This window comes from Serratia sp. PAMC26656 (genome assembly GCF_016469055.2).
Lineage (GTDB): Bacteria > Pseudomonadota > Gammaproteobacteria > Enterobacterales > Enterobacteriaceae > Serratia > Serratia plymuthica.
The window spans coordinates 730,996-754,035 of the sequence record NZ_CP150486.1; the positions used below are offsets into that span (position 1 = coordinate 730,996).

Below are 23,040 nucleotides of genomic sequence, written 5' to 3' on the forward strand. Positions count from 1 at the left end.
TGAGATAGCGGGCAGTTGAAAAGCAAAAAATCGCCCGCATATAGGTTAGCAACCTGACCGATTATGAATTTATTAGTGGAGACGTTTAGATGGGCAAAATTATTGGTATCGACCTGGGGACTACCAACTCCTGCGTAGCAATTATGGATGGTGGTAAGGCGCGCGTGCTGGAAAACGCCGAGGGCGACCGCACAACTCCTTCTATTATCGCCTATACCCAAGACGGTGAGATTCTGGTTGGTCAGCCAGCTAAGCGTCAGGCTGTGACTAACCCACAAAATACCCTGTTTGCGATCAAGCGCCTGATTGGCCGTCGTTTCCAGGACGAAGAAGCACAGCGTGATAAAGACATCATGCCGTACCAAATCGTGGCCGCGGATAACGGCGACGCCTGGATCGAAGTGAAAGGCCAGAAAATCGCGCCTCCGCAGATTTCTGCTGAAGTGCTGAAGAAAATGAAGAAAACGGCGGAAGATTACCTGGGCGAACCGGTAACTGAAGCGGTTATCACCGTACCTGCCTACTTCAACGACGCACAGCGTCAGGCGACCAAAGACGCCGGCCGTATCGCAGGTCTGGAAGTAAAACGCATCATCAACGAACCGACTGCTGCAGCCCTGGCTTACGGCCTGGACAAAGAAGTCGGCAACCGCACCATCGCGGTTTATGACCTGGGCGGCGGTACTTTCGATATTTCCATTATCGAAATCGACGACGTTGACGGCGAAAAAACCTTCGAAGTTCTGGCAACCAACGGTGACACCCACCTGGGTGGCGAAGACTTCGACAGCCGCCTGATCAACTACCTGGTTGAAGAGTTCAAGAAAGATCAGGGTATGGATCTTCGTAAAGATCCGCTGGCAATGCAGCGTCTGAAAGAAGCCGCAGAGAAAGCGAAGATTGAGCTGTCTTCCGCTCAGCAGACCGACGTCAACCTGCCGTACATCACGGCAGACGCGAGCGGCCCGAAACACATGAACATCAAAGTGACCCGCGCCAAACTCGAGTCGCTGGTCGAAGATCTGGTTGCGCGTTCTATCGAGCCGCTGAAAGTTGCGCTGACTGACGCAGGTCTGTCGGTCTCCGACATTCAGGACGTGATCCTGGTGGGCGGCCAGACCCGTATGCCAATGGTTCAGAAGAAAGTGGCTGATTTCTTCGGTAAAGAACCGCGTAAAGACGTTAACCCGGACGAAGCCGTTGCGGTAGGTGCTGCGGTACAGGGCGGCGTGTTGGCCGGTGATGTGAAGGACGTTCTGCTGCTGGACGTTACCCCGCTGTCGCTGGGTATCGAAACCATGGGCAGCGTGATGACTCCGCTGATCACCAAAAACACCACCATCCCGACCAAGCACAGCCAGGTGTTCTCTACCGCTGAAGACAACCAGTCTGCGGTAACCATCCATGTGCTGCAGGGTGAGCGTAAACGCGCTAACGATAACAAGTCGCTGGGCCAGTTCAACCTGGACGGCATCCAGGCTGCTCCACGCGGTATGGCGCAGATCGAAGTCACCTTCGACATCGACGCCGACGGTATTTTGCACGTGTCTGCCAAAGACAAGAATACCGGTCGTGAGCAGAAAATCACCATCAAGGCTTCTTCTGGTCTGAACGAAGAAGAAATCCAGAAAATGGTGCGTGATGCCGAGCTGAACGCCGAAGCTGACCGTAAGTTCGAAGAGCTGGTGCAGACCCGTAACCAGGCCGATCACCTGATCCACGGCACCCGTAAGCAGTTGGAAGAAGCGGGCGACAAACTGCCGGCGGAAGACAAAACGGCTATCGAAGCGGCGCTGAAAGATCTGGAAGTGGCGGTTAAAGGCGAAGACAAAGCCGAGATCGAAGCCAAGACCCAGGCGCTGGTGCAGGTTTCCGGCAAGCTGCTGGAAATGGCTCAGGCGCAGCAGGCTCAGCAAGGTGCTGATGCCGGTGCTGACAACGCGGCGCAGAAAGACGACGACGTGGTTGACGCTGAGTTCGAAGAAGTTAAAGACAAGAAATAATCGCCCTTAAGCGGGCACGTAACGGCCGTCAGGCCGCTACTGGAAACCAGCACGGGCGTCGAGGCAACTCTACGCCCGTGCACGCATGTTAAGGGTAAGAGAAATAATGGCGAAGAAAGACTATTACGAGATTCTCGGCGTCTCCAAGACGGCGGAAGAGCGTGAGATAAAAAAGGCGTATAAGCGCCTGGCGATGAAATACCATCCTGACCGCAACCAGGAGAAAGACGCCGAAGCCCAATTTAAAGAGGTCAAGGAAGCCTACGAGGTTCTGACCGACGCTCAAAAACGCGCGGCCTACGATCAGTACGGCCATGCAGCCTTTGAACAGGGCGGTATGGGGGGCGGTGGCGGGTTTGGTGGCGGCGGCGCCGACTTCAGCGATATCTTTGGCGACGTATTCGGCGACATCTTCGGTGGTGGCCGCCGTCAGCGCGCCAGCCGCGGTTCCGATCTGCGCTACAACATGGAGCTCTCCCTCGAGGAAGCGGTTCGTGGCGTTACCAAAGAGATCCGTATCCCGACGCTGGAAGAGTGTGGCGTTTGTCACGGCAGCGGCGCGAAGCCCGGCAGCTCGCCGGTGACCTGTCCGACCTGTCATGGTCAGGGCCAGGTGCAAATGCGCCAGGGCTTCTTTACCGTGCAGCAGGCCTGTCCGCACTGTCATGGCCGCGGTCAGATCATCAAAGATCCTTGCAACAGCTGCCACGGCCACGGCCGGGTAGAGAAAGCCAAAACGCTGTCGGTGAAAATCCCGGCCGGCGTAGATACCGGTGACCGCATCCGCCTGGCGGGTGAGGGCGAAGCGGGTGAACAGGGCGCGCCAGCGGGCGATTTGTACGTTCAGGTTCAGGTAAAGGCGCACCCGATCTTCGAGCGTGAAGGCAATAACCTGTACTGTGAAGTGCCGATTAACTTCGCGATGGCAGCATTGGGCGGCGAGATTGAAGTGCCGACGCTGGATGGCCGCGTGAAGCTGAAAGTGCCTGCGGAAACCCAGACGGGCAAACTGTTCCGCATGCGCGGCAAGGGCGTCAAATCTGTGCGTGGCGGCAGTCAGGGCGACCTGCTGTGCCGCGTGGTGGTGGAGACCCCGGTTAACCTGAACGACAAGCAGAAGCAGTTGTTGAAAGAGCTGGAAGAGAGCCTTGGCGGGCCATCCGGCGACAAAAACAGCCCGCGCTCGAAGACCTTCTTCGACGGCGTGAAAAAGTTCTTTGACGACCTGACGCGTTAACCTGCTGTTTACGTTAGCGTAATGCATAAAACCCCGGCGTCGAATCCGGGGTTTTTTATTGCTTTCGGGATCTCAACACCCTTCATTAAAATGTGACTTACCTCTTTTATTGCTCGGTTTTTACGATGTTTATAGCATTTATAAACGTGTTTTATCGAGTTAAAACGGCGTCTATACTCATTCCATTACTTTGTCTGCGGGGCGGTTTTCCTAAGCCTCGCAATGCTGTGGAGAGACGTATTGTGACCAACATTATTCGTCAGTTTTTACGTCAGGAAGCCGCGGGCGGCATTATCCTGATTGTGGCCGCGATTATCGCGTTGATCATGGCCAATACCCCAACTCAGGGGATTTATCACGCTTTTCTCGATTTACCGGTCATGGTGAAAATCTCCTCGCTGGAGATTGGCAAACCCTTGCTGTTGTGGATTAACGACGGCCTGATGGCGATCTTTTTCCTGGTGGTCGGGCTGGAAGTTAAGCGTGAGTTGATGGAAGGCTCATTGGCCGGGCGCGACAAGGCGGTATTTCCGGCGATCGCCGCGTTGGGCGGTATGCTGGCGCCGGCGCTGATTTATTTGATGTTCAACGGTGCGGATGAGGTCACCCGTCAGGGCTGGGCAATCCCGGCGGCAACCGACATTGCGTTCGCACTTGGGGTTATGGCGCTGTTGGGGAACCGGGTTCCCACCAGCCTGAAGGTGTTCCTGTTGGCGCTGGCGATTATCGACGACCTGGGCGTGATCGTGATTATCGCGTTGTTCTATACCCATGAAGTGTCGATGGCGGCGCTGGGCGTGGCTGCGGCTTCCATTGCCGTGCTGGCGTTGATGAACTGGCGCGGCGTGGGGAAAACCTCGCTCTATATGCTTGTCGGCCTGGTGTTGTGGGTGGCGATCCTGAAGTCCGGGGTGCATGCGACGCTGGCTGGGGTGATCGTCGGCTTTATGATACCGCTGCATGTGAAAAAGGGGCCATCGCCGTCAGAGACGCTGGAGCATGGGCTGCACCCCTGGGTGGCGTTCCTGATACTGCCGCTGTTTGCCTTTGCCAACGCCGGCGTTTCATTGCAGGGCGTGTCACTGAGCGGGCTGGTCTCGCTGTTGCCGATGGGGATTACCGCGGGGCTGTTTATCGGTAAGCCATTGGGTATCTTCACTTTTAGCTTGCTCGCAGTGAAGCTGGGCATTGCCCGTCTGCCTGAAGGAATTGGTTTCAAACAGGTGTTTGCTGTTTCTGTGCTCTGTGGTATTGGTTTCACCATGTCGATCTTCATCGCTTCGCTGGCTTTTGGCGATGCGGATGTTGCATTAAGCACCTACTCGCGGCTGGGTATCCTGATGGGTTCCACCACCGCGGCGGTAGTGGGATACGGTCTGTTGCGTCTGTCGTTACCTCGAGTCAGATAACTCCTTTAGGGGATCCCCTGTTGATGGGGGCACACTACAATAGCTGGTCGGAGTTGTTCGGTATAAAATATGTTCAGCTTCGACCATTCTGTTTAGGACGAATGCAGCAACAGGTTGTCTGAAACATTACAAGGACATTAATCGCTCATCACGGCAGGTCTTTTGCCGATGCGAAACGTTAAGGAGAGCACCTCGTGAGGATGTCGCATATCAACTTTAATCACCTTTACTACTTCTGGCAGGTCTGCAAAGAAGGTTCGGTGGTCGGTGCCGCCGAAGCGTTGTTTCTGACGCCACAGACCATTACCGGCCAGATCAAGGCGCTGGAAGAACGTTTGGACGGCAAGCTGTTCAAGCGTCAGGGGCGTGGGCTGGTGCCTTCAGAGCTGGGGCAGCTGGTTTTCCGTTATGCTGACAAGATGTTTATGCTCAGCCAGGAAATGCTGGATATCGTCAACTATCGCAAAGAATCGAATCTGCTGTTCGACGTGGGGGTAGCCGATGCGCTTTCAAAACGTCTGGTGAGTCAGGTTCTGGAAACGGCGGTGGTGGTGGATAACGAGCAAATCCATCTGCGTTGCTTTGAATCAACGCATGAGATGCTGTTGGAACAGCTCAGCCAGCACAAACTGGATATGATCCTGTCAGACTGCCCGGTGGATTCCAGCCAGCAGGAAGGGTTGTTTTCGCTGAAGCTGGGCGAGTGCGGCATTAGCTTCTTCTGCCGCCAGCCGGCGCCGGACCTGCCGTTCCCTGCCTGTCTGGAGCAGCGCAAGCTGCTGATACCCGGCCGCCGTTCGATGCTGGGGCGTAAACTGCTCAACTGGTTTAACACCCAGGGCATTCAGGTGGAAATTCTGGGCGAGTTTGATGATGCTGCGCTGATGAAGACATTTGGCATGTACCACAACGCGATCTTCGTTGCGCCGACTCTGTATGCGCAGGACACTTATAACGATGATGACGTGGTGGAGATTGGGCGAATTGATAGCGTACAGGAAGAGTACTACATCATCTTTGCCGAGCGAATGATCCAGCATCCGGCGGTACAAAGGGTGTGCAACAAGGATTTCTCGGCGCTGTTTGCTTACTAGATAGAACGGGTATTGCAGACGTAAAAAAACCGGCCTGAGCCGGTTTTTTTTATCAAGCAGACAACACGATGCTTATTGCATTGCGTTGATGCGCGCCGACAAGTTTGACTTATGACGTGCTGCTTTATTTTTGTGGATCAGACCTTTAGCAGCCTTGCGGTCCACGATTGGTTGCATTACGTTGAATGCGTTTTGTGCTACTTCTTTGTCGCCAGCTACGATTGCCGCTTCTACTTTCTTGATGTAGGTACGCATCATTGAACGACCACTAGCGTTATGCTTGCGGCGTTTCTCAGACTGTACGGCGCGTTTCTTAGCTGATTTGATATTAGCCAAGGTCCAACTCCCAAATATATTCTATTGAGGACAATTCGAAGGCCGAGGAATATGCCCTTTTGGCCTGCGTTTGTCAATGAATTTGTGCAAATAAGCGCCGTTTGTACGGGCGGCACTTGCTACGTTGTGATGGCGCAGGATTTTACCAGCTTCGGTCATGGGAATACAGTCTTTCGCGAGAAAATTCGCCAATGATTTGCCGCCGTGGTCGCAAGCCATTGGCTGTAGTCGGTAATCGCGTTTATAGCACCGGATAAACTGCGGTCTGGGCGTTTCACCTGCAGATTATCTCCGGTATGGTATGTCTATTACATAAAGGCACCAATCGCGGGTTAACCTTAACCGCTGTACAAGGTATAATCCGGCGATTTCCACTGTTTTGAGCCAGCTATGCAGCTAATTCGCGGCGTTCACAATATCCGGGCACGTCACCATGGTTGCGTGCTCACCATCGGCAACTTTGACGGCGTACACCGCGGTCACCAGGCGTTGCTGGAGCAGCTGAAGCAAGAAGGGCAGCGTCTGGGTCTGCCCGTGATGGTCATGATCTTTGAGCCGCAGCCGCTGGAAATGTTTGCAGCGGACAAGGCACCGGCCCGGCTCACGCGTTTGCGTGACAAGGCCAAATACCTGGCACAGGCGGGGGTAGATTACCTGCTGTGCGTCAAGTTTGATCCGCGTTTCGCCGCCAACACCGCCCAGGCGTTCGTCGCCGAACTGCTGGTGGAAAAGCTTGGCGTGAAATTCCTGATGGTCGGGGATGATTTTCGCTTTGGCGCAGCCCGCCAGGGCGATTTTCCGTTATTGCAAAAAGCCGGGGAAGAATACGGCTTTGAGGTGGTCAGTACGCCGACCTTCCGCGAAGGCGATCAGCGTATCAGCAGCACGGCCATTCGCAATGCGCTGCGCGATGATGACCTGGCGCAGGCGGAAACGCTGCTGGGCCATCCGTACAGCATTTCTGGCCGGGTGGTACACGGCGATGAACTGGGCCGCACCATTGGCTTCCCAACCGCCAACCTGCCGCTGAAGCGCCTGGTTGCGCCGGTGAAAGGGGTTTATGCAGTGGATGTTTATGGTCTGGGCCCTGAACCGCTCCCTGGCGTGGCCAATATCGGCACGCGCCCGACCGTTGCCGGCGTGCGACAGCAGCTGGAAGTCCACCTGCTGGATGTCACAATGGATCTTTACGGGCGCCATATTGACGTGGTGCTCCGCGCGAAATTGCGCAATGAACAGCGTTTTGCTTCGCTCGATGCGCTGAAGCAGCAAATCGCCAATGATGTGGTGACGGCCCGAAAGTTCTTCGGGTTAAAAACACTGGTTTAATCGTTTACCCTAAACAATTCGAGTTGTATCGCGGCGGCACCCGCGCCAACCCCGATGAGCTTGCACAGGCAAGTGATTCGGGTAAGAAGCGGCCGCCAACAAAGAGGCAGCTTGAAGTGTGACGGGTAAATAGCCGAAAACGGAAACGAGAATCTCATGAGTGACTACAAGAATACCCTGAACTTGCCGGAAACAGGGTTCCCGATGCGCGGCGATCTCGCCAAGCGTGAACCTGGCATGCTGCAACGTTGGTATGAACAGGATCTGTACGGGATGATTCGTACTGCCAAAAAGGGCAAAAAATCCTTCATTTTGCATGACGGCCCTCCGTATGCGAACGGCAGCATTCACATTGGTCACTCGGTTAACAAGATTCTCAAAGACATTATTATCAAGTCTAAAGGGATGTCCGGTTTCGACTCGCCTTATATTCCGGGTTGGGACTGTCATGGTCTGCCGATCGAACTGAAAGTAGAGCAGCTGTACGGTAAGCCGGGCGAGAAACTTACGCCGGCGGAATTCCGTCAGAAATGCCGCGAGTACGCCGCTGAGCAGGTTGAAGGTCAGAAGAAAGATTTCATCCGTCTGGGCGTACTGGGCGACTGGGATCACCCGTACCTGACCATGGACTTCAAAACCGAAGCCAACATCATCCGCGCGCTGGGCAAAATCATCAGCAACGGTCACCTGCTGAAAGGCGCGAAGCCGGTGCACTGGTGTACCGACTGCGGCTCTTCGCTGGCGGAAGCGGAAGTTGAGTATTACGACAAAACCTCGCCGTCAATCGATGTGGCTTTCCACGCGGTTGACGCAACTGCCGTAGCGGCCAAATTTGGCGTGACCCACTTTAACGGCCCGGTTTCTCTGGTGATCTGGACCACGACGCCGTGGACGCTGCCGGCTAACCGCGCTATCTCGCTGCACCCTGAGTTTGCTTATCAACTGGTACAGGTTGAAGGCCAGTGCCTGATCCTGGCGGCCGAATTGGTCGAGAGCGTGATGAAACGTGCCGGTATCAGCGCGTGGACCGTGTTGGGCAGCTGCAAAGGCGCCGATCTGGAGCTGCTGCGCTTCGAACACCCGTTCATGGGCTTCGACGTGCCGGCAATCCTCGGCGAACACGTCACGCTGGACGCCGGTACCGGTGCGGTGCATACCGCGCCTGGTCACGGCCCGGACGACTTCGTGATCGGCCAGAAATACGGCCTGGAAGTGGCCAACCCGGTGGGGCCGAACGGCTGCTACCTGACCGGCACCTACCCGCTGCTGGACGGCAAGTTCGTGTTCAAGGCCAACGATCTGATCGTTGAGCTGTTGCGTGAGAAAGGCGCACTGCTGCACGTGGAAAAACTGGTTCACAGCTATCCATGCTGCTGGCGCCATAAAACGCCGATCATCTTCCGCGCTACCCCGCAATGGTTCATCAGCATGGATCAGAAAGGCCTGCGTCAGCAGTCGCTGGAAGAGATCAAAGGCGTGCAGTGGATCCCTGAATGGGGCCAGGCACGTATCGAAACCATGGTCGCCAACCGCCCGGATTGGTGTATTTCGCGTCAGCGTACCTGGGGCGTGCCGATGTCGCTGTTTGTGCACAAAGACACTGAGCAGTTGCACCCGCGCAGCGTAGAACTGATAGAAGAAGTGGCGAAACGCGTTGAGCAGGACGGCATTCAGGCCTGGTGGGATTTGGACGCGGCCGATATCCTCGGTGCTGACGCTGCCGACTACATGAAAGTGCCCGATACCCTGGACGTGTGGTTCGACTCAGGTTCGACCCACTCTTCGGTAGTGGACGTGCGCCCCGAGTTCAACGGCCACGGCGCCGACATGTATCTGGAAGGTTCCGATCAGCATCGCGGCTGGTTCATGTCATCATTGATGATCTCTACCGCCATGAAGGGCAAGGCGCCTTATAAAGAAGTGCTGACCCACGGTTTCACCGTTGACGGTCAGGGCCGCAAGATGTCCAAGTCGATCGGCAACACCATCAGTCCGCAGGACGTGATGAACAAGCTGGGTGGCGACATTCTGCGCCTGTGGGTGGCCTCGACCGATTACACCGGCGAGATTGCGGTTTCCGATGAAATCCTGAAACGCTCCGCTGATTCTTACCGCCGTATCCGCAATACCGCGCGTTTCCTGCTGGCTAACCTGAACGGGTTCGAGCCGAGCACCGACTGTGTGGCACCGGAAGAGATGGTGGTGCTGGATCGCTGGGCGGTCGGCCGTGCGCTGGCGGCGCAGCAGGATATCGAGCAGGCTTACGCCAACTATGATTTCCATGAAGTGGTGCAGCGTCTGATGCAGTTCTGTTCGGTCGAGATGGGCTCCTTCTATCTGGATATCATCAAGGATCGTCAGTACACCGCGAAGAGCGACAGCGTCGCCCGCCGCAGCTGCCAGACCGCGCTGTTCCACATCGCGGAAGCGCTGGTACGCTGGATGGCGCCGATCATGTCGTTCACTGCCGATGAAATCTGGGGCTTCCTGCCGGGCAAGCGCGCGCAGTACGTGTTCACTGAAGAGTGGTACGACGGCCTGTTCGGTCTGGCCGAAGGCGAAAGCATGAACGATGCCTTCTGGGCTGAACTGCTGAAAGTGCGTGGCGAAGTGAACAAGGTGCTGGAACAAGCGCGGGCCGATAAACGCCTTGGCGGTTCTCTGGAAGCGGCGGTCACGCTGTATGCCGACAGCGACCTGGCTGAGCGCCTCACTAGCCTGCAAGACGAACTGCGCTTCGTGCTGCTCACCTCGGCGGCGCGCGTTGCGCCTCTGGCCGATGCGCCGGCGGATGCGCAGGCGTCAGAACTGGTGAAAGGTCTGAAGATTGCCTTCAGTACTGCAGAAGGCGAGAAGTGCCCGCGCTGCTGGCATTACACCACTGACATCGGCCTGGTGGCGGACCACGCAGACATCTGTGGCCGCTGTGTGATCAACGTAGCCGGCGACGGCGAAAAGCGTAACTACGCCTGAGAACAAGTGCCTGATGAGTAAACCAATCTGTTCGACCGGCCTGCGTTGGCTATGGGTGATGGTAGTGGTGCTGGTGCTGGATTTTGCCAGCAAGCAGTGGATCCTCGGTAACTTCGTGCTGGGCCAGTCCCAGCCGTTGATCCCGTCGTTCAATCTGTTCTATGCGCGCAATTACGGTGCCGCGTTCAGCTTCCTCGCCGATCACGGCGGCTGGCAACGCTGGTTCTTCGCCGGTATCGCTGTCGCCATCGTGGCGGTGCTGCTGGTGATGATGTACCGCAGCCAGGCGCAGCAGAAGCTGAACAACATCGCCTATGCTTTTATCATCGGCGGTGCGCTAGGCAACCTGTTTGATCGTCTTTGGCACGGCTTCGTGGTCGATTTTATCGATTTTTATGTGGGCAACTGGCACTACCCGACCTTCAACCTGGCGGATAGCTTTATCTGCGTGGGGGCGGCGATGATTGTGCTGGAAGGCTTCCTGTCGCCGGCGAGCAAAGGCGCAAAGAGTAAAGGTGAGTAATATGACGGCTCAGGTTAACGGTGACAGCGCCGTATTGGTTCATTTCACGCTGAAACTGGAAGACGGCTCAACCGCAGAGTCGACCCGCGGTAACGGCAAACCGGCGTTGTTCCGCCTGGGTGACGGCAGCCTGTCGGCACCGCTGGAAGAGCAACTGCTCGGCCTGCGTGCGGGCGATAAATGCGCCTTTACCCTGCAGCCGGAAGCGGCGTTCGGCGCAGAGAATCCGGATCTGGTCCAGTTCTTTTCACGCCGTGATTTCGCGGAAACCGGGGTGCCGGACGTGGGCACCATCATGCTGTTTACCGCCATCGACGGCAGCGAAATGCCGGGTGTGGTGCGTGAAGTAGCGGAAGAGTCGATTACCGTTGATTTTAACCATCCGTTGGCGGGCCATCCGGTGAGCTTCGATATCGAAGTGCTGGAGATTGACCCGCCGCAGGAGGAGACGCATGCAAATATTGCTGGCTAACCCACGCGGTTTTTGCGCCGGTGTTGATCGTGCGATCAGTATCGTTGAGCGCGCGCTGGAAATTTACGGCGCGCCTATCTACGTGCGTCACGAAGTGGTGCATAACCGCTACGTGGTGGACAGCCTGCGTGAGCGCGGGGCCGTGTTCATCGAAGAGATTGCCGAAGTGCCGGACGGGTCGATTCTGATCTTCTCGGCGCACGGGGTTTCCCAGGCAGTACGGGCAGAAGCCAAAGCCCGTGATCTGACCATGCTGTTTGACGCGACCTGCCCGTTGGTGACCAAGGTGCATATGGAGGTGGCGCGAGCCAGCCGCCGGGGTACCGAAGCGATCCTGATTGGCCATGCCGGCCATCCGGAAGTGGAAGGCACCATGGGCCAGTACAGCAACCCGAAGGGCGGCATGTATCTGGTGGAGTCGCCGGAAGACGTGTGGAAACTGCAGGTGAAGGACGAAAGCAACCTGTGCTTTATGACGCAGACCACGCTGTCGGTGGATGACACCTCAGAAGTGATCGACGCCCTGCGCCAGCGTTTCCCGAGCATTATCGGGCCGCGCAAAGACGACATCTGCTACGCCACCACCAACCGTCAGGAAGCGGTGCGCAATCTGGCCGGTGACGCGGACGTGGTGCTGGTGGTCGGGTCGAAAAACTCTTCCAACTCCAACCGTTTGGCTGAGCTGGCTCAGCGCGTTGGCAAGCCGGCGTACCTGATCGACTCTGCGGCGGATATTCAGGAAGCCTGGCTGAAAAACGCCCGTAACATCGGCGTGACTGCCGGCGCTTCGGCGCCGGACGTGCTGGTCCAGGATGTCATCAGCCGCCTGAGAGCGATGGGCGGTGTGGATGTGCATGAAGTCAGCGGCCGTGAAGAGAATATCGTATTTGAAGTGCCGAAAGAGCTGCGTGTTGATATCAGACAGGTAGAATAAGCTTTTTGGCAAAAGTGTTACCGCGGGGAGCTATGGCTCCCCGTTTTGCATGTTGGGGATACGCTGCGGGAGAAATAGCAAAATTGAGAAGAGCTGATTCAAATTTTCTGTTACTTAAAGCCAAATTCGTTCTGACTATTTGAATTAACTCTGCAAGAATGATTATATTAGCGGAAATAAAGTCATTAAGGATAATATCATTAGGCTGCAATCTAAAAAATAACGCTCTGGTGCTGGTCAGCAATCGGCTGGAAAGTTAAAAAACTAAAGTTATTGGTGTTACAGACACTTCTTATTTAATTAAGTGCGTAACTGGTCTACGGAATGTTGTTCTTTTTCTTTTAAATGGATTTTCATATGTTCCAGCAAACGGCGAACTTTTAATGGTTGGCTGTCACGGCGGGGCATAATCGCATAGCAATTAATCTCCGGTAATCGCCATTCAGGCAACACTTCCACTAAATCACCGCTGCGTAATTCACGTTCAACATTGACAAAGAAATTACGGATAATCCCCTTGCCGGCCAGCGCCAATTCTTTCATCGCCATGCCGTTATTGGTAAATAAACGCCCGGTCATGCGCAACCGGTGCTCATCGCCACTCGCGTGGTTCAGCCGAACAAACTGCGGGTTTCCCAAAGGGGTGAAGGTGACCCATTGATGGCGGGTTAAGGCCTGTGGAGACTCCGGCACGCCGTGCTCGTCAAGGTAGGCCGGAGAAGCGCACAACACTTCGCGAAAGCGTGCCAGGCGGGTGGAGACGTAGCTGGAGTCGGCCAGCACGCCGCCGCGGATCGCCAGATCTATCCGTTGGCCTATCAGGTCGATTTTCTCGTCATGGATTTCCAGCCGCAGCGTGATGCGCGGGTGGTCATCCAGAAAGCTTTGCAACGCCGGTACCAGATAATGGGTGGCGAATTCCGTGGAGGTGGCGACGCGCAGTTCTCCGGCCAGTTCGCCGCGCAGCGCGGCAATACGCTGTTGACCCCGTTCTGCGGCATGGATCATCAACACGCAATCCTCATAAAAACATTGTCCGGCTTCTGTCAGGCTCAGTGAGCGAGTAGAGCGCAGAAGTAATTGAATGCCCAGTTCGTTTTCCAGTTGGCGGATATGCTGGCTGACGGCTGAGGTGGTAATGCCTAATTCTTTGGCTGCCATACTGAATGCGCCGCAATCGACAACTTTAGAAAAAATAGCCATGCGTTTTAGAATATTACTCATAGTTTGTTAAGTTCAACTTAACCAAGATTGCAAATTATAAGGGCTAATAATATAGCATTATCTCTTCTATATTGCCTGAAGCAGATAAACGCACGGTGAGACTTATGGCCTGCGCGTCATTCCTCTTTTTGATAAGTCTTATTGCGTTTGCGAATAAAATTCTTATGCCACATCTGAACAGGAGTTAATTGTGGATATTGCCCATATTGAAACCGTGTCATTAAAAATTCTCCATGAGTTATTACAATATCGGCGTCGCTTTCCCGGCCTTGAAACCTCAAATACTGAGGAGGAACAGGTCGTTTCTCAGGTGCAATTGCCGCGTATCCGGGCATTCATTGCAAACAATCAGCGCATCGAATTTGTGCTGCCGGCCTTCCCGACAAAATCACCCAATACCAATAAAGTGATCGGCGCGACGCCCGATATGGCGGAACGACTATCGTTGATATTCCTTAATTCTCTGTGTCAGCGCATCCAGCTTTATTACCCGCCGGGGGCGCATATCGTGATCTGCTCTGATGGCCATGTGTTCGGTGATTTGATCCGTGTCAGCGACGATGCCATCAACCATTATCAGCGCGAAATTGAAAATCTGTTGCACGAGGTGGGGGCGACGCACCTGAGCGTGTTCAACCTGGGTGACGTCGAAGGGCTGGCGGAACATACCGACGACTATGACCTGCTGCGTCAACTGCTGGTCGACGGCTACGCCGAACCGGAGGAGGCCATCAAGCAGCAACTGATGCAAGATGAGCAGGGATTGCAACTGTATCGCGCCATTACCCGTTTTCTGTATGAAGACAGCCAGTTGCCGGGTTACAGCGGCTCCAATGCCGCATTGCAGAAAGACGCCAAACAGCGCGCCTGTGGCGTAATACAGCGCAGTTGGGCCTGGGGCAACCTGCTGGCCCAACATTTCCCGGCGGCGATACGCCTGTCGATCCACCCGCAACCCGCCGACAGCCTGAAAATGGGCATCCATATGATGCCGACCAAAGACGACTGGCTGACGCCATGGCACGGTGTGGCGGCAAACGTCAACGGCCAGTTCGTGCTGATGAAGCGCAAAGACGCGCAGCAGCTGGCGGGTGAGCTGGTGGCGATCCGCGGCACGCCAAGCTATTACCTGATCGAACAGCCTCAGGTGGCGTAACACGCCACGTTACGCCCGCAGCGTTGGTGGGCGTGTTTTAACGGCACGGTTGCCGTGTGAGCAGCAAATTCGCTTCAAGGAGAATCACCGATGGACAATCAACAACTGAATTGCCGCATTGAACTGAATACCCCGTTTGGTGCAGTGCTGACCCCGCAACATCCCGGGCAACAGATCGGCGAGCTGCCGGTAGCGGCGCTGCGGGCGCTGGCGCAAAGGCACCATCTGCTGGTGCTGCGCGGTTTCGATTCCGGCTTTACCGATCCTCAGGTGTTGACCCGCTACGCCGGCGGTTGGGGAGAGATCATGATGTGGCCGTTCGGCGCGGTGCTGGACGTGAAGGAGCACCCGGACGCCAAAGATCACATTTTCGACAGCAGCTACGTCCCGTTGCACTGGGATGGTATGTACAAACCGACCATTCCGGAGTTTCAGTTATTCCACTGCGTGGCGGCGCCGTCGCAGGATGAGGGTGGGCGCACCACCTTTGTCGATACTGCGCGGCTGCTGGCCAATGCCGATGAGTCGCTGTTGGCCCAGTGGCTGAAGGTGTCCATTTCTTATCGGATCAAGCAAGTGGTTCACTATGGCGGCGAGGTATGTTCGCCGCTGGTGGTGACGCATCCGAGCGGCAGCGGGTTAATCATGCGTTACAATGAACCGCCGACGGAGGGCAAGAAGTTCCTTAACCAGCATGCGCTTGAATATCATGGCGTTCCGCAAGAAGAGCAGGAAGCTTTCCATCAGACTCTGCAACAGCATCTCTACGATCCCCGCCATTATTACGCCCACCAGTGGCAGCAGGGCGATGTGGTGGTCGCGGATAACTTCTCGCTGCTGCACGGCCGTGAAGGTTTCACCGCCCGCTCCGCCCGTCATCTGCAGCGCGTGCATATTCAGAGCAACCCGGTGTGCGCCAACCTGGCGCTGAAGCCGGCCAACGCAGAGGCTTAACAGGACATTATGGCAAGGATACTGATGGCGGCCGTCGCCACCCCAGGGCACGTTTACCCGATGCTGGGGATTGCCCGTTACCTGATTGCGCAGGGCCACCGGGTGCGAGTGATGACCGGTGCGCTGTTCCGCGAACGCGCCGAAGCGGTGGGCGCACAGTTTGTGCCTTTCGATGCGCAGGTGGATTTCGATTATCGCTACCTGGAGCAGCATTTTCCCGAACGCGCCGCGCTACCACCGGGCAATGCGCAGATGGCGCTGGCGCTGAAAGATTTCTTCGCCGCGCCGATCCCGTTGCTGGACCGGCAACTGAGGGCGGCGATAGCCGCCGAGGCGACCGATCTGTTGATGGTGGAAAACTGCTTCTACGGAGTATTGCCGCTGTTGCAGGTCACCGAGCGCCTGCCGGTGATCGGTATTGGCGTGACGCCGTTGTCGTTCTCGTCCGAAGATTCCATCTTTTACGGGCCGCGTATTCCCCCGGCGCTGTTGCCGCGCGAACTGCAACGTGAGCAGTTGGTGGACGAAGCCACTCGTGCCTTGATCGATGAGGTACAGCAGAGCTTCAACACCGCGATGGTGCAATCCGGCGGCGGGCCGCTGCAACAGCCGTTCACGGATGCGTTGATAGGCGGCTGCGATCGCTTTTTGCAACTGGCTACCCCGGCTCTGGAGTATTCGCGTGACGATCTGCCGGCAGGCGTGCGATTTATCGGCCCGTTGCGCAGTGCGGTGGCGGCGCAACAAGGCGGGGGCGAGTGGGATGAAACGGATCCTCGCCCGTTGGTTATCGTGACGCAGGGTACGTTGGCGAATGTCGATCTGCACCAGTTGATGGTTCCGACGCTAAAAGCGCTGGCCGGGTTACCGGTGCGGGTGCTGGCGACCACCGGCGGCCGCCCGATTGATGGGGTGTTGGCGCAACTGCCGGACAACGCCAGAGTACGGGAGTTTATCTCTTTCGAGCACTGGCTGCCGCAGGCGGCGCTGTTGATCACCAATGGCGGTTATGGCTCGATCAACTACGCGCTGGATCACGGTGTGCCCTTGATTGTCGCCGGTACCGGTGAGGATAAGCTCGAGGCGGCTTCTCGGGTGGTGGCTGCGGGCTGCGGGATTAACCTGCACACCAGCGAGCCGGATGAGGCGCAACTGCGACAGGCCGTGCAGCAGGTCCTGTCACAGCCGGTTTATCGGCAGCGCGCGGCGCTGGTACAGGCCGACTATGCCCGTCATGATGCATTGGCGGCGATTGCCGAAGAGGTGGCAGCCTTAACCGGCTGAAAGTCGTCATCGAGTTCTTCTGGGCGCCCTTTGCGGCGCCTTTTTTTATGCAGGTTTCTCTCATCAAATTTGCATGATTATGTACAATTAAAAAACGGGTTTTATTTGACCAGTTGTTAACCCATTGACAACATTACTGATGAAAAGCGGGGGATATCATAATTTTCTAATTATGAAATGAATCTTCTGGCGGTGATCAGATGGGGCAGTTACCCTAAACCTATAGCCTATGGAGTAGGCGTCTAATCAAGAAGAGAGCAAGCATGACTGATTCACAAATCCGCATTGCGATTGCGGGTTCCGGCGGCCGCATGGGGCGCCAATTGATCCAGGCGGTACATCAGGTGCAGGGCGTGGTGTTGGGGGCTGCAGTGTCGCGCCCGGGTTCAAGTCTGATCGGCACCGATGCCGGCGAACTGGCAGGCGTGGGCAGGCTGGGCGTTACCGTCAGCGATAGCCTGGAAAAGGTCGTCGATGACTTTGATATTCTGATCGACTTCACCCGCCCGGAAAGCACGCTGGCGTATCTGGCTTTCTGCGTCGAACATCACAAGGCGATGGTGATCGGCACCACCGGTTTTGACGATGCAGGCAAAGAGGCCATCCGCGCGGCTGCCCAGCAGATTGGCATCGTGTTCGCCGCCAACTTCAGCGTGGGCGTCAACCTGGTGCTGAAACTGTTGGAAAAAGCCGCGCAGGTGATGGGCGACTACACCGACATTGAGATTGTTGAAGCGCACCACCGCCATAAAGTGGATGCCCCTTCGGGCACGGCGTTGGCGATGGGCGAGGCGATTGCCGGCGCGCTGGGGCGTGACCTGAAAGAGTGCGCCGTCTATGCGCGCGAAGGTTATACCGGCGAACGCGATCCCAAGAGCATAGGCTTCGCCACCATCCGTGCCGGCGATATCGTCGGGGAGCATACCGCCATGTTTGCCGACATCGGTGAACGGGTAGAAATCACCCATAAAGCCTCCAGTCGCATGACTTTTGCCACCGGTGCGGTTCGGGCGGCATCTTGGTTGAATAGCCACGATAAAGGTTTGTTTGATATGCGCGACGTGCTCGGATTGGACCGGTTATAATCGATTTTAATACCATCGTGATGTGGTTGTATTGATCATAAGGCTATGATTAAAGGACAATAATTTTATTGTCCTTTTTTTTAACATTAAAAATGAAGCGTTTGTTTGTTTTTTATTGGTTAATCATTATTTTTTATAGTTTACTTGTGTTTTATGGCGAGTAATCTCCCTGATAGATACTTTTTAACCGATAACAGACCGTTGGAAAGGTGATTTTTTGTCATTCTTCCTCGCAACCGTTTACCCACCCGAGTTTAGCTGTGTTTTTATGGCTGCTGACCCTATTAAACGTTGAGAAGTGCGAAAATAAGAGAAAAAATGGCGCTTTGGGTAGACAAGCGGAGCACTCATCATTAAAATGCGCCCAATTTGCCAAAAATTGGCCTTGAGGGCGGTTTTTGCATTGATTTAGATCGCGATATCTGAATTAATATGCAGATATTGTGATTGATTATTCCTCGGAGGGTGTTTTGATTAAGTCAGCGCTATTGGTTCTGGAAGACGGAACCCAATTCCACGGTCGGGCCATCGGGGCAGAGGGTACGGCAGTGGGGGAAGTGGTCTTCAATACGTCGATGACCGGCTATCAAGAAATCCTCACTGATCCTTCCTACTCTCGCCAGATCGTTACTCTTACTTATCCTCATATCGGCAATGTCGGCACCAATGCTTCCGACGAAGAATCCTCCGCGGTACACGCCCAAGGCCTTGTCATTCGTGATCTCCCTTTGATTGCCAGCAACTACCGCAGCGAAGAAGGCCTGTCTGAATACCTGAAGCGTCATAACATCGTGGCGATTGCCGATATCGATACCCGCAAGCTGACCCGCCTGTTGCGCGAGAAAGGCGCACAGAACGGCTGCATCATCGCCGCCGACTCACCGGACGCCGCGCTGGCGCTGGCCAAGGCGCAGGGTTTCCCGGGTTTGAAAGGCATGGATCTGGCGAAAGAAGTGACCACCAAAGAAGCCTACAGCTGGCAGCAGGGTAGCTGGACGCTTGAAGGCGAGCTGCCGGAAGCCAAGCCGGCCTCCGAGCTGCCGTTCCACGTGGTGGCTTACGACTACGGCGCCAAGCGCAACATCCTGCGCATGTTGGTGGATCGCGGTTGCCGCCTGACGGTGGTGCCGGCGCAGACCCCGGCAGATGAAGTATTGAAGATGAATCCGGACGGCATTTTCCTGTCCAACGGCCCGGGCGACCCGGAGCCTTGCGATTACGCCATCACGGCCATCAAACAGTTCCTGGAAACCGACATTCCGGTGTTCGGCATCTGCCTCGGCCACCAGTTGCTGGCACTGGCCAGCGGCGCGAAAACCGTGAAGATGAAGCTGGGCCACCACGGCGGTAACCACCCGGTGAAAGATCTGGATAACGACTGCGTGATGATCACTGCACAGAACCACGGTTTTGCGGTTGACGAAAATAACCTGCCGGCCGAACTGCGCGTAACGCACAAATCGCTGTTTGACCACACGGTGCAGGGCATTCACCGCACCGACAAAGCGGCGTTCAGCTTCCAGGGCCACCCGGAAGCCAGCCCGGGCCCGCACGACGCCGCGCCGCTGTTCGACCACTTTATCGAACTGATCGAGACTTACCGTTCTAACGCCAAATAATCAGGAGCAGTAAAAAATGCCAAAACGTACAGACATAAAAAGCATCCTGATCCTCGGCGCTGGCCCGATTGTTATCGGCCAGGCGTGTGAGTTCGACTATTCGGGTGCTCAGGCGTGTAAAGCGCTGCGCGAAGAGGGTTACCGGGTCATTCTGGTGAACTCCAACCCGGCCACCATCATGACCGACCCGGAAATGGCCGATGCGACCTACATCGAACCGATCCACTGGGAAGTGGTGCGTAAAATCATCGAAAAAGAGCGCCCGGATGCGGTATTGCCGACCATGGGGGGCCAGACCGCGCTGAACTGTGCGCTGGAGCTGGAGCGTCAGGGCGTGCTGGCCGAGTTCGGCGTGACCATGATTGGCGCCACGGCCGACGCTATCGATAAAGCCGAAGACCGCCGCCGTTTCGACGTGGCGATGAAGAAAATCGGCCTGGATACTGCGCGTTCCGGCATCGCACATAATATGGAAGAAGCGCTGGCGGTTGCCGCTGACGTTGGCTTCCCGTGCATCATCCGCCCTTCCTTTACCATGGGCGGCACCGGTGGCGGCATCGCTTACAACCGCGAAGAGTTCGAAGAGATCTGCGAGCGCGGCCTGGATCTGTCGCCAACCAAAGAGCTGTTGATCGACGAATCGCTGATCGGCTGGAAAGAGTACGAGATGGAGGTGGTGCGCGATAAGAACGATAACTGCATCATCGTCTGCTCTATCGAAAACTTCGACGCCATGGGCATCCATACCGGTGACTCCATCACCGTGGCACCGGCGCAAACGCTGACCGACAAAGAATACCAAATCATGCGTAACGCCTCGATGGCGGTGCTGCGTGAAATCGGCGTGGAAACCGGCGGTTCCAACGTGCAGTTCTCGGTTAACCCGAAAAACGGTCGCCTGATCGTTATCGAAATGAACCCGCGCGTGTCCCGTTCTTCGGCGCTGGCGTCAAAAGCCACCGGCTTCCCGATTGCCAAAATCGCCGCCAAGCTGGCGGTGGGTTACACCCTCGACGAACTGATGAACGACATCACCGGCGGCCGCACTCCGGCGTCCTTTGAGCCGTCCATCGATTATGTAGTCACCAAAATTCCTCGCTTTAACTTCGAGAAATTTGCCGGCGCTAACGACCGCCTGACCACCCAAATGAAATCCGTCGGCGAAGTGATGGCGATTGGCCGCACCCAGCAAGAATCGCTGCAGAAAGCGCTGCGCGGTCTGGAAGTGGGTGTCACCGGTTTCGACCCGAAAGTGAGCCTGGACGATCCGGAAGCGCTGACCAAAATCCGTCGCGAACTGAAAGATGCCGGCTGCGACCGTATCTGGTACATCGCGGACGCGTTCCGTGCCGGCATGTCGGTAGACGGCGTGTTTAACCTGACCAACGTTGACCGCTGGTTCCTGGTGCAGATTGAAGAGCTGGTACGTCTGGAAGAGCAGGTTGCCGAATCCGGCATCAACGGCCTGACCCACGAGTTCCTGCGTACCCTGAAGCGTAAAGGTTTCGCCGATGCGCGCCTGGCCACGCTGGCCGGCGTAGCCGAGAGCGAAATCCGCAAGCTGCGTCACGGTTATGGCCTGCACCCGGTTTACAAGCGTGTGGATACCTGCGCGGCGGAATTCGCCACCGACACCGCCTACATGTACTCCACTTATGAAGAAGAGTGCGAGTCCAACCCGACCAACGACCGTCCGAAAGTGATGGTGCTGGGCGGCGGTCCGAACCGTATCGGCCAGGGCATCGAGTTCGACTACTGCTGTGTGCACGCCTCGCTGGCGCTGCGCGAAGACGGTTACGAAACCATTATGGTCAACTGTAACCCGGAAACCGTCTCCACCGATTACGACACCTCTGACCGCCTGTATTTCGAGCCGGTGACGCTGGAAGACGTGCTGGAAATCGTACGCATCGAGAAGCCGAAAGGCGTGATCGTGCAGTACGGCGGCCAGACCCCACTGAAGCTGGCGCGTGAGCTGGAAGCCGCAGGCGTACCGATTATCGGTACCAGCCCGGATGCGATTGACCGTGCCGAAGACCGCGAGCGTTTCCAGCAGGCGGTGCAGCGTCTGGGCCTGAAACAGCCGGCCAACGCCACCGTTTCCACCATTGAACAGGCGGTAGAGAAAGCGGCCGGTATCGGTTACCCGCTGGTGGTGCGTCCTTCCTATGTGCTGGGCGGCCGTGCGATGGAAATCGTCTACGACGAAATCGACCTGCGCCGTTACTTCCAGAACGCCGTCAGCGTATCCAACGACGCGCCAGTGCTGCTGGACCGCTTCCTGGATGATGCGGTAGAAGTGGACGTCGATGCCATTTGCGACGGTGAGCGCGTGCTGATTGGCGGCATCATGGAACACATCGAACAGGCTGGCGTGCACTCTGGGGACTCCGCTTGTTCACTGCCTGCTTACACCCTGAGCAAAGACATTCAGGACGTGATGCGTCAACAGGTTGAGAAACTGGCGTTCGAGCTGCAGGTGCGCGGTCTGATGAACGTACAGTTCGCGGTGAAGAACAACGAAGTCTACCTGATTGAAGTCAACCCGCGTGCCGCACGTACCGTGCCGTTCGTTTCCAAAGCCACCGGCGTGCCGCTGGCCAAGGTAGCCGCACGCGTCATGGCGGGCAAAACGCTGGCCGAGCAGGGCGTAACGGAAGAAGTTATCCCGCCTTACTACTCAGTGAAAGAAGTGGTGCTGCCGTTCAACAAGTTCCCTGGCGTCGACCCGATTCTGGGGCCGGAAATGCGTTCTACCGGGGAAGTGATGGGCGTGGGTCGCACCTTCGCGGAAGCGTTCTCCAAGGCGATGCTCGGCAGCCAATCAGGCATGAAGAAACAAGGCCGTGCGCTGCTGTCGGTGCGTGAAGGCGATAAAGCCCGCGTGGTGGATCTGGCGGCAAGCCTGCTGAAACAGGGCTTCGAGCTGGATGCGACCCACGGTACAGCGGTCGTGCTGGGCGAAGCGGGCATTAACCCGCGTCTGGTCAACAAGGTGCATGAAGGCCGTCCGCACATTCAAGACCGTATCAAGAATGGCGAGTATACCTACATCGTGAACACCACGGCCGGTCGCCAGGCGATTGAGGACTCCAAGCTGATTCGCCGCAGCGCGTTGCAGTACAAGGTGCATTACGACACTACCCTGAACGGCGGCTTTGCCACCGCGATGGCGCTGAAAGCGGATCCGACCGAGCAAGTGACCTCCGTGCAGGAGCTGCATGCTCGCATCACCAAGTAATCCAGTGATGCCGTAATGCCAGAGGGCGCTGCATATGCAGCGCCCTTATTTTTTTATCTTGTTCAGCAAATTTGTTGCCTTGAATTAGAAATTTCCGCTATCAATCATTCAGCAAACTGTCACGCTGTATGATTGGTATATGCTTGATGTATTGGCACGGAACGAAG

Annotated in this window: 17 protein-coding genes; 15 read left to right on the forward strand and 2 right to left on the reverse strand. The window is 56.2% G+C overall.

The window, feature by feature from the left end; all coding sequences use genetic code 11:
* The first annotated feature begins 89 nt into the window (after window positions 1-89).
* From dnaK to nhaR, 4 genes are all read left to right on the forward strand, one after another.
* Window positions 90-2,003 carry a molecular chaperone DnaK gene (gene dnaK, locus JEM67_RS04025; RefSeq protein WP_013811446.1) on the forward strand — a complete coding sequence of 638 codons (1,914 nt, stop codon included), beginning with the start codon at window positions 90-92 and terminating at the stop codon, window positions 2,001-2,003.
* Window positions 2,004-2,109: 106 nt separating this feature from the next.
* Window positions 2,110-3,240, forward strand: coding sequence for a molecular chaperone DnaJ (dnaJ, locus tag JEM67_RS04030; RefSeq protein ID WP_013811447.1), 1,131 nt, complete (start codon window positions 2,110-2,112; stop codon window positions 3,238-3,240).
* 242 nt (window positions 3,241-3,482) lie between these two features.
* Window positions 3,483-4,649 (forward strand): Na+/H+ antiporter NhaA, encoded by a 1,167-nt coding sequence (gene nhaA, locus JEM67_RS04035; protein WP_199638208.1) that lies wholly within the window; start codon window positions 3,483-3,485, stop codon window positions 4,647-4,649.
* A gap of 194 nt (window positions 4,650-4,843) precedes the next feature.
* On the forward strand, window positions 4,844-5,743 hold the full coding sequence (nhaR, locus tag JEM67_RS04040) for a transcriptional activator NhaR (RefSeq protein WP_004950031.1): 900 nt from the start codon (window positions 4,844-4,846) through the stop codon (window positions 5,741-5,743).
* A 72-nt stretch (window positions 5,744-5,815) separates the two neighbouring features.
* On the opposite strand, the gene rpsT is transcribed toward nhaR, so the two are convergent.
* Window positions 5,816-6,079: a 30S ribosomal protein S20 gene (rpsT, locus tag JEM67_RS04045; protein ID WP_006317535.1), complete on the reverse strand. Its 264-nt coding sequence runs from the start codon at window positions 6,077-6,079 to the stop codon at window positions 5,816-5,818.
* A gap of 390 nt (window positions 6,080-6,469) precedes the next feature.
* Here rpsT and ribF point away from each other — a divergent pair, with 390 nt between their 5' ends.
* The 5 genes from ribF to ispH all read left to right on the forward strand — a co-directional run bounded on the left by ribF (window position 6,470) and on the right by ispH (window position 12,310).
* Entirely contained in the window at window positions 6,470-7,408 is a 939-nt protein-coding gene (ribF, locus tag JEM67_RS04050) for a bifunctional riboflavin kinase/FAD synthetase (protein ID WP_199638210.1), read from the forward strand.
* Between the two features lie 156 nt (window positions 7,409-7,564).
* On the forward strand, window positions 7,565-10,381 hold the full coding sequence (gene ileS, locus JEM67_RS04055; RefSeq protein WP_199638212.1) for an isoleucine--tRNA ligase: 2,817 nt from the start codon (window positions 7,565-7,567) through the stop codon (window positions 10,379-10,381).
* 13 nt (window positions 10,382-10,394) lie between these two features.
* Window positions 10,395-10,904 (forward strand): signal peptidase II, encoded by a 510-nt coding sequence (gene lspA, locus JEM67_RS04060; RefSeq protein ID WP_004950035.1) that lies wholly within the window; start codon window positions 10,395-10,397, stop codon window positions 10,902-10,904.
* A 1-nt stretch (window position 10,905) separates the two neighbouring features.
* Window positions 10,906-11,376, forward strand: coding sequence for an FKBP-type peptidyl-prolyl cis-trans isomerase (gene fkpB / locus JEM67_RS04065; protein WP_199638214.1), 471 nt, complete (start codon window positions 10,906-10,908; stop codon window positions 11,374-11,376).
* Entirely contained in the window at window positions 11,357-12,310 is a 954-nt protein-coding gene (gene ispH, locus JEM67_RS04070; protein WP_013811452.1) for a 4-hydroxy-3-methylbut-2-enyl diphosphate reductase, read from the forward strand. The genes fkpB and ispH overlap by 20 nt, the downstream gene beginning before the upstream one ends.
* Window positions 12,311-12,610: 300 nt before the next feature.
* On the opposite strand, the gene JEM67_RS04075 is transcribed toward ispH, so the two are convergent.
* Window positions 12,611-13,471: a LysR family transcriptional regulator gene (locus tag JEM67_RS04075; protein ID WP_233527819.1), complete on the reverse strand. Its 861-nt coding sequence runs from the start codon at window positions 13,469-13,471 to the stop codon at window positions 12,611-12,613.
* A gap of 253 nt (window positions 13,472-13,724) precedes the next feature.
* Here JEM67_RS04075 and pvcA point away from each other — a divergent pair, with 253 nt between their 5' ends.
* The 6 genes from pvcA (at window position 13,725) to carB (ending at window position 22,873) form a co-directional block, all read left to right on the forward strand.
* Complete coding sequence (gene pvcA, locus JEM67_RS04080; RefSeq protein WP_013811454.1) at window positions 13,725-14,690, forward strand: L-tyrosine isonitrile synthase; 966 nt, start codon at window positions 13,725-13,727, stop codon at window positions 14,688-14,690.
* A gap of 90 nt (window positions 14,691-14,780) precedes the next feature.
* Window positions 14,781-15,644, forward strand: a complete 864-nt coding sequence (locus JEM67_RS04085; protein ID WP_013811455.1) for a TauD/TfdA dioxygenase family protein — start codon at window positions 14,781-14,783, stop codon at window positions 15,642-15,644.
* Between the two features lie 24 nt (window positions 15,645-15,668).
* Window positions 15,669-16,928 (forward strand): glycosyltransferase, encoded by a 1,260-nt coding sequence (locus tag JEM67_RS04090; protein ID WP_199638362.1) that lies wholly within the window; start codon window positions 15,669-15,671, stop codon window positions 16,926-16,928.
* Between the two features lie 263 nt (window positions 16,929-17,191).
* Window positions 17,192-18,013, forward strand: coding sequence for a 4-hydroxy-tetrahydrodipicolinate reductase (dapB, locus tag JEM67_RS04095; protein ID WP_013811457.1), 822 nt, complete (start codon window positions 17,192-17,194; stop codon window positions 18,011-18,013).
* Window positions 18,014-18,483: 470 nt separating this feature from the next.
* Complete coding sequence (carA, locus tag JEM67_RS04100) at window positions 18,484-19,632, forward strand: glutamine-hydrolyzing carbamoyl-phosphate synthase small subunit (RefSeq protein ID WP_013811458.1); 1,149 nt, start codon at window positions 18,484-18,486, stop codon at window positions 19,630-19,632.
* A 16-nt stretch (window positions 19,633-19,648) separates the two neighbouring features.
* Window positions 19,649-22,873: a carbamoyl-phosphate synthase large subunit gene (carB, locus tag JEM67_RS04105; RefSeq protein ID WP_013811459.1), complete on the forward strand. Its 3,225-nt coding sequence runs from the start codon at window positions 19,649-19,651 to the stop codon at window positions 22,871-22,873.
* Window positions 22,874-23,040: the final 167 nt, after the last annotated feature.

Excerpts from the sequence above, each read along its gene's own strand:
- dnaK (WP_013811446.1), top strand. The coding sequence starts at position 90 with ATGGGCAAAATTATTGGTATCGACCTGGGGACTACCAACTCCTGCGTA.
- dnaJ (WP_013811447.1), top strand. The coding sequence starts at position 2,110 with ATGGCGAAGAAAGACTATTACGAGATTCTCGGCGTCTCCAAGACGGCG.
- ribF (WP_199638210.1), top strand. The coding sequence starts at position 6,470 with ATGCAGCTAATTCGCGGCGTTCACAATATCCGGGCACGTCACCATGGT.
- ileS (WP_199638212.1), top strand. The coding sequence starts at position 7,565 with ATGAGTGACTACAAGAATACCCTGAACTTGCCGGAAACAGGGTTCCCG.
- lspA (WP_004950035.1), top strand. The coding sequence starts at position 10,395 with ATGAGTAAACCAATCTGTTCGACCGGCCTGCGTTGGCTATGGGTGATG.
- fkpB (WP_199638214.1), top strand. The coding sequence starts at position 10,906 with ATGACGGCTCAGGTTAACGGTGACAGCGCCGTATTGGTTCATTTCACG.
- ispH (WP_013811452.1), top strand. The coding sequence starts at position 11,357 with ATGCAAATATTGCTGGCTAACCCACGCGGTTTTTGCGCCGGTGTTGAT.
- JEM67_RS04075 (WP_233527819.1), bottom strand. The coding sequence starts at position 13,471 with ATGGCAGCCAAAGAATTAGGCATTACCACCTCAGCCGTCAGCCAGCAT.
- JEM67_RS04085 (WP_013811455.1), top strand. The coding sequence starts at position 14,781 with ATGGACAATCAACAACTGAATTGCCGCATTGAACTGAATACCCCGTTT.
- JEM67_RS04090 (WP_199638362.1), top strand. The coding sequence starts at position 15,669 with ATGGCGGCCGTCGCCACCCCAGGGCACGTTTACCCGATGCTGGGGATT.
- dapB (WP_013811457.1), top strand. The coding sequence starts at position 17,192 with ATGACTGATTCACAAATCCGCATTGCGATTGCGGGTTCCGGCGGCCGC.
- carB (WP_013811459.1), top strand. The coding sequence starts at position 19,649 with ATGCCAAAACGTACAGACATAAAAAGCATCCTGATCCTCGGCGCTGGC.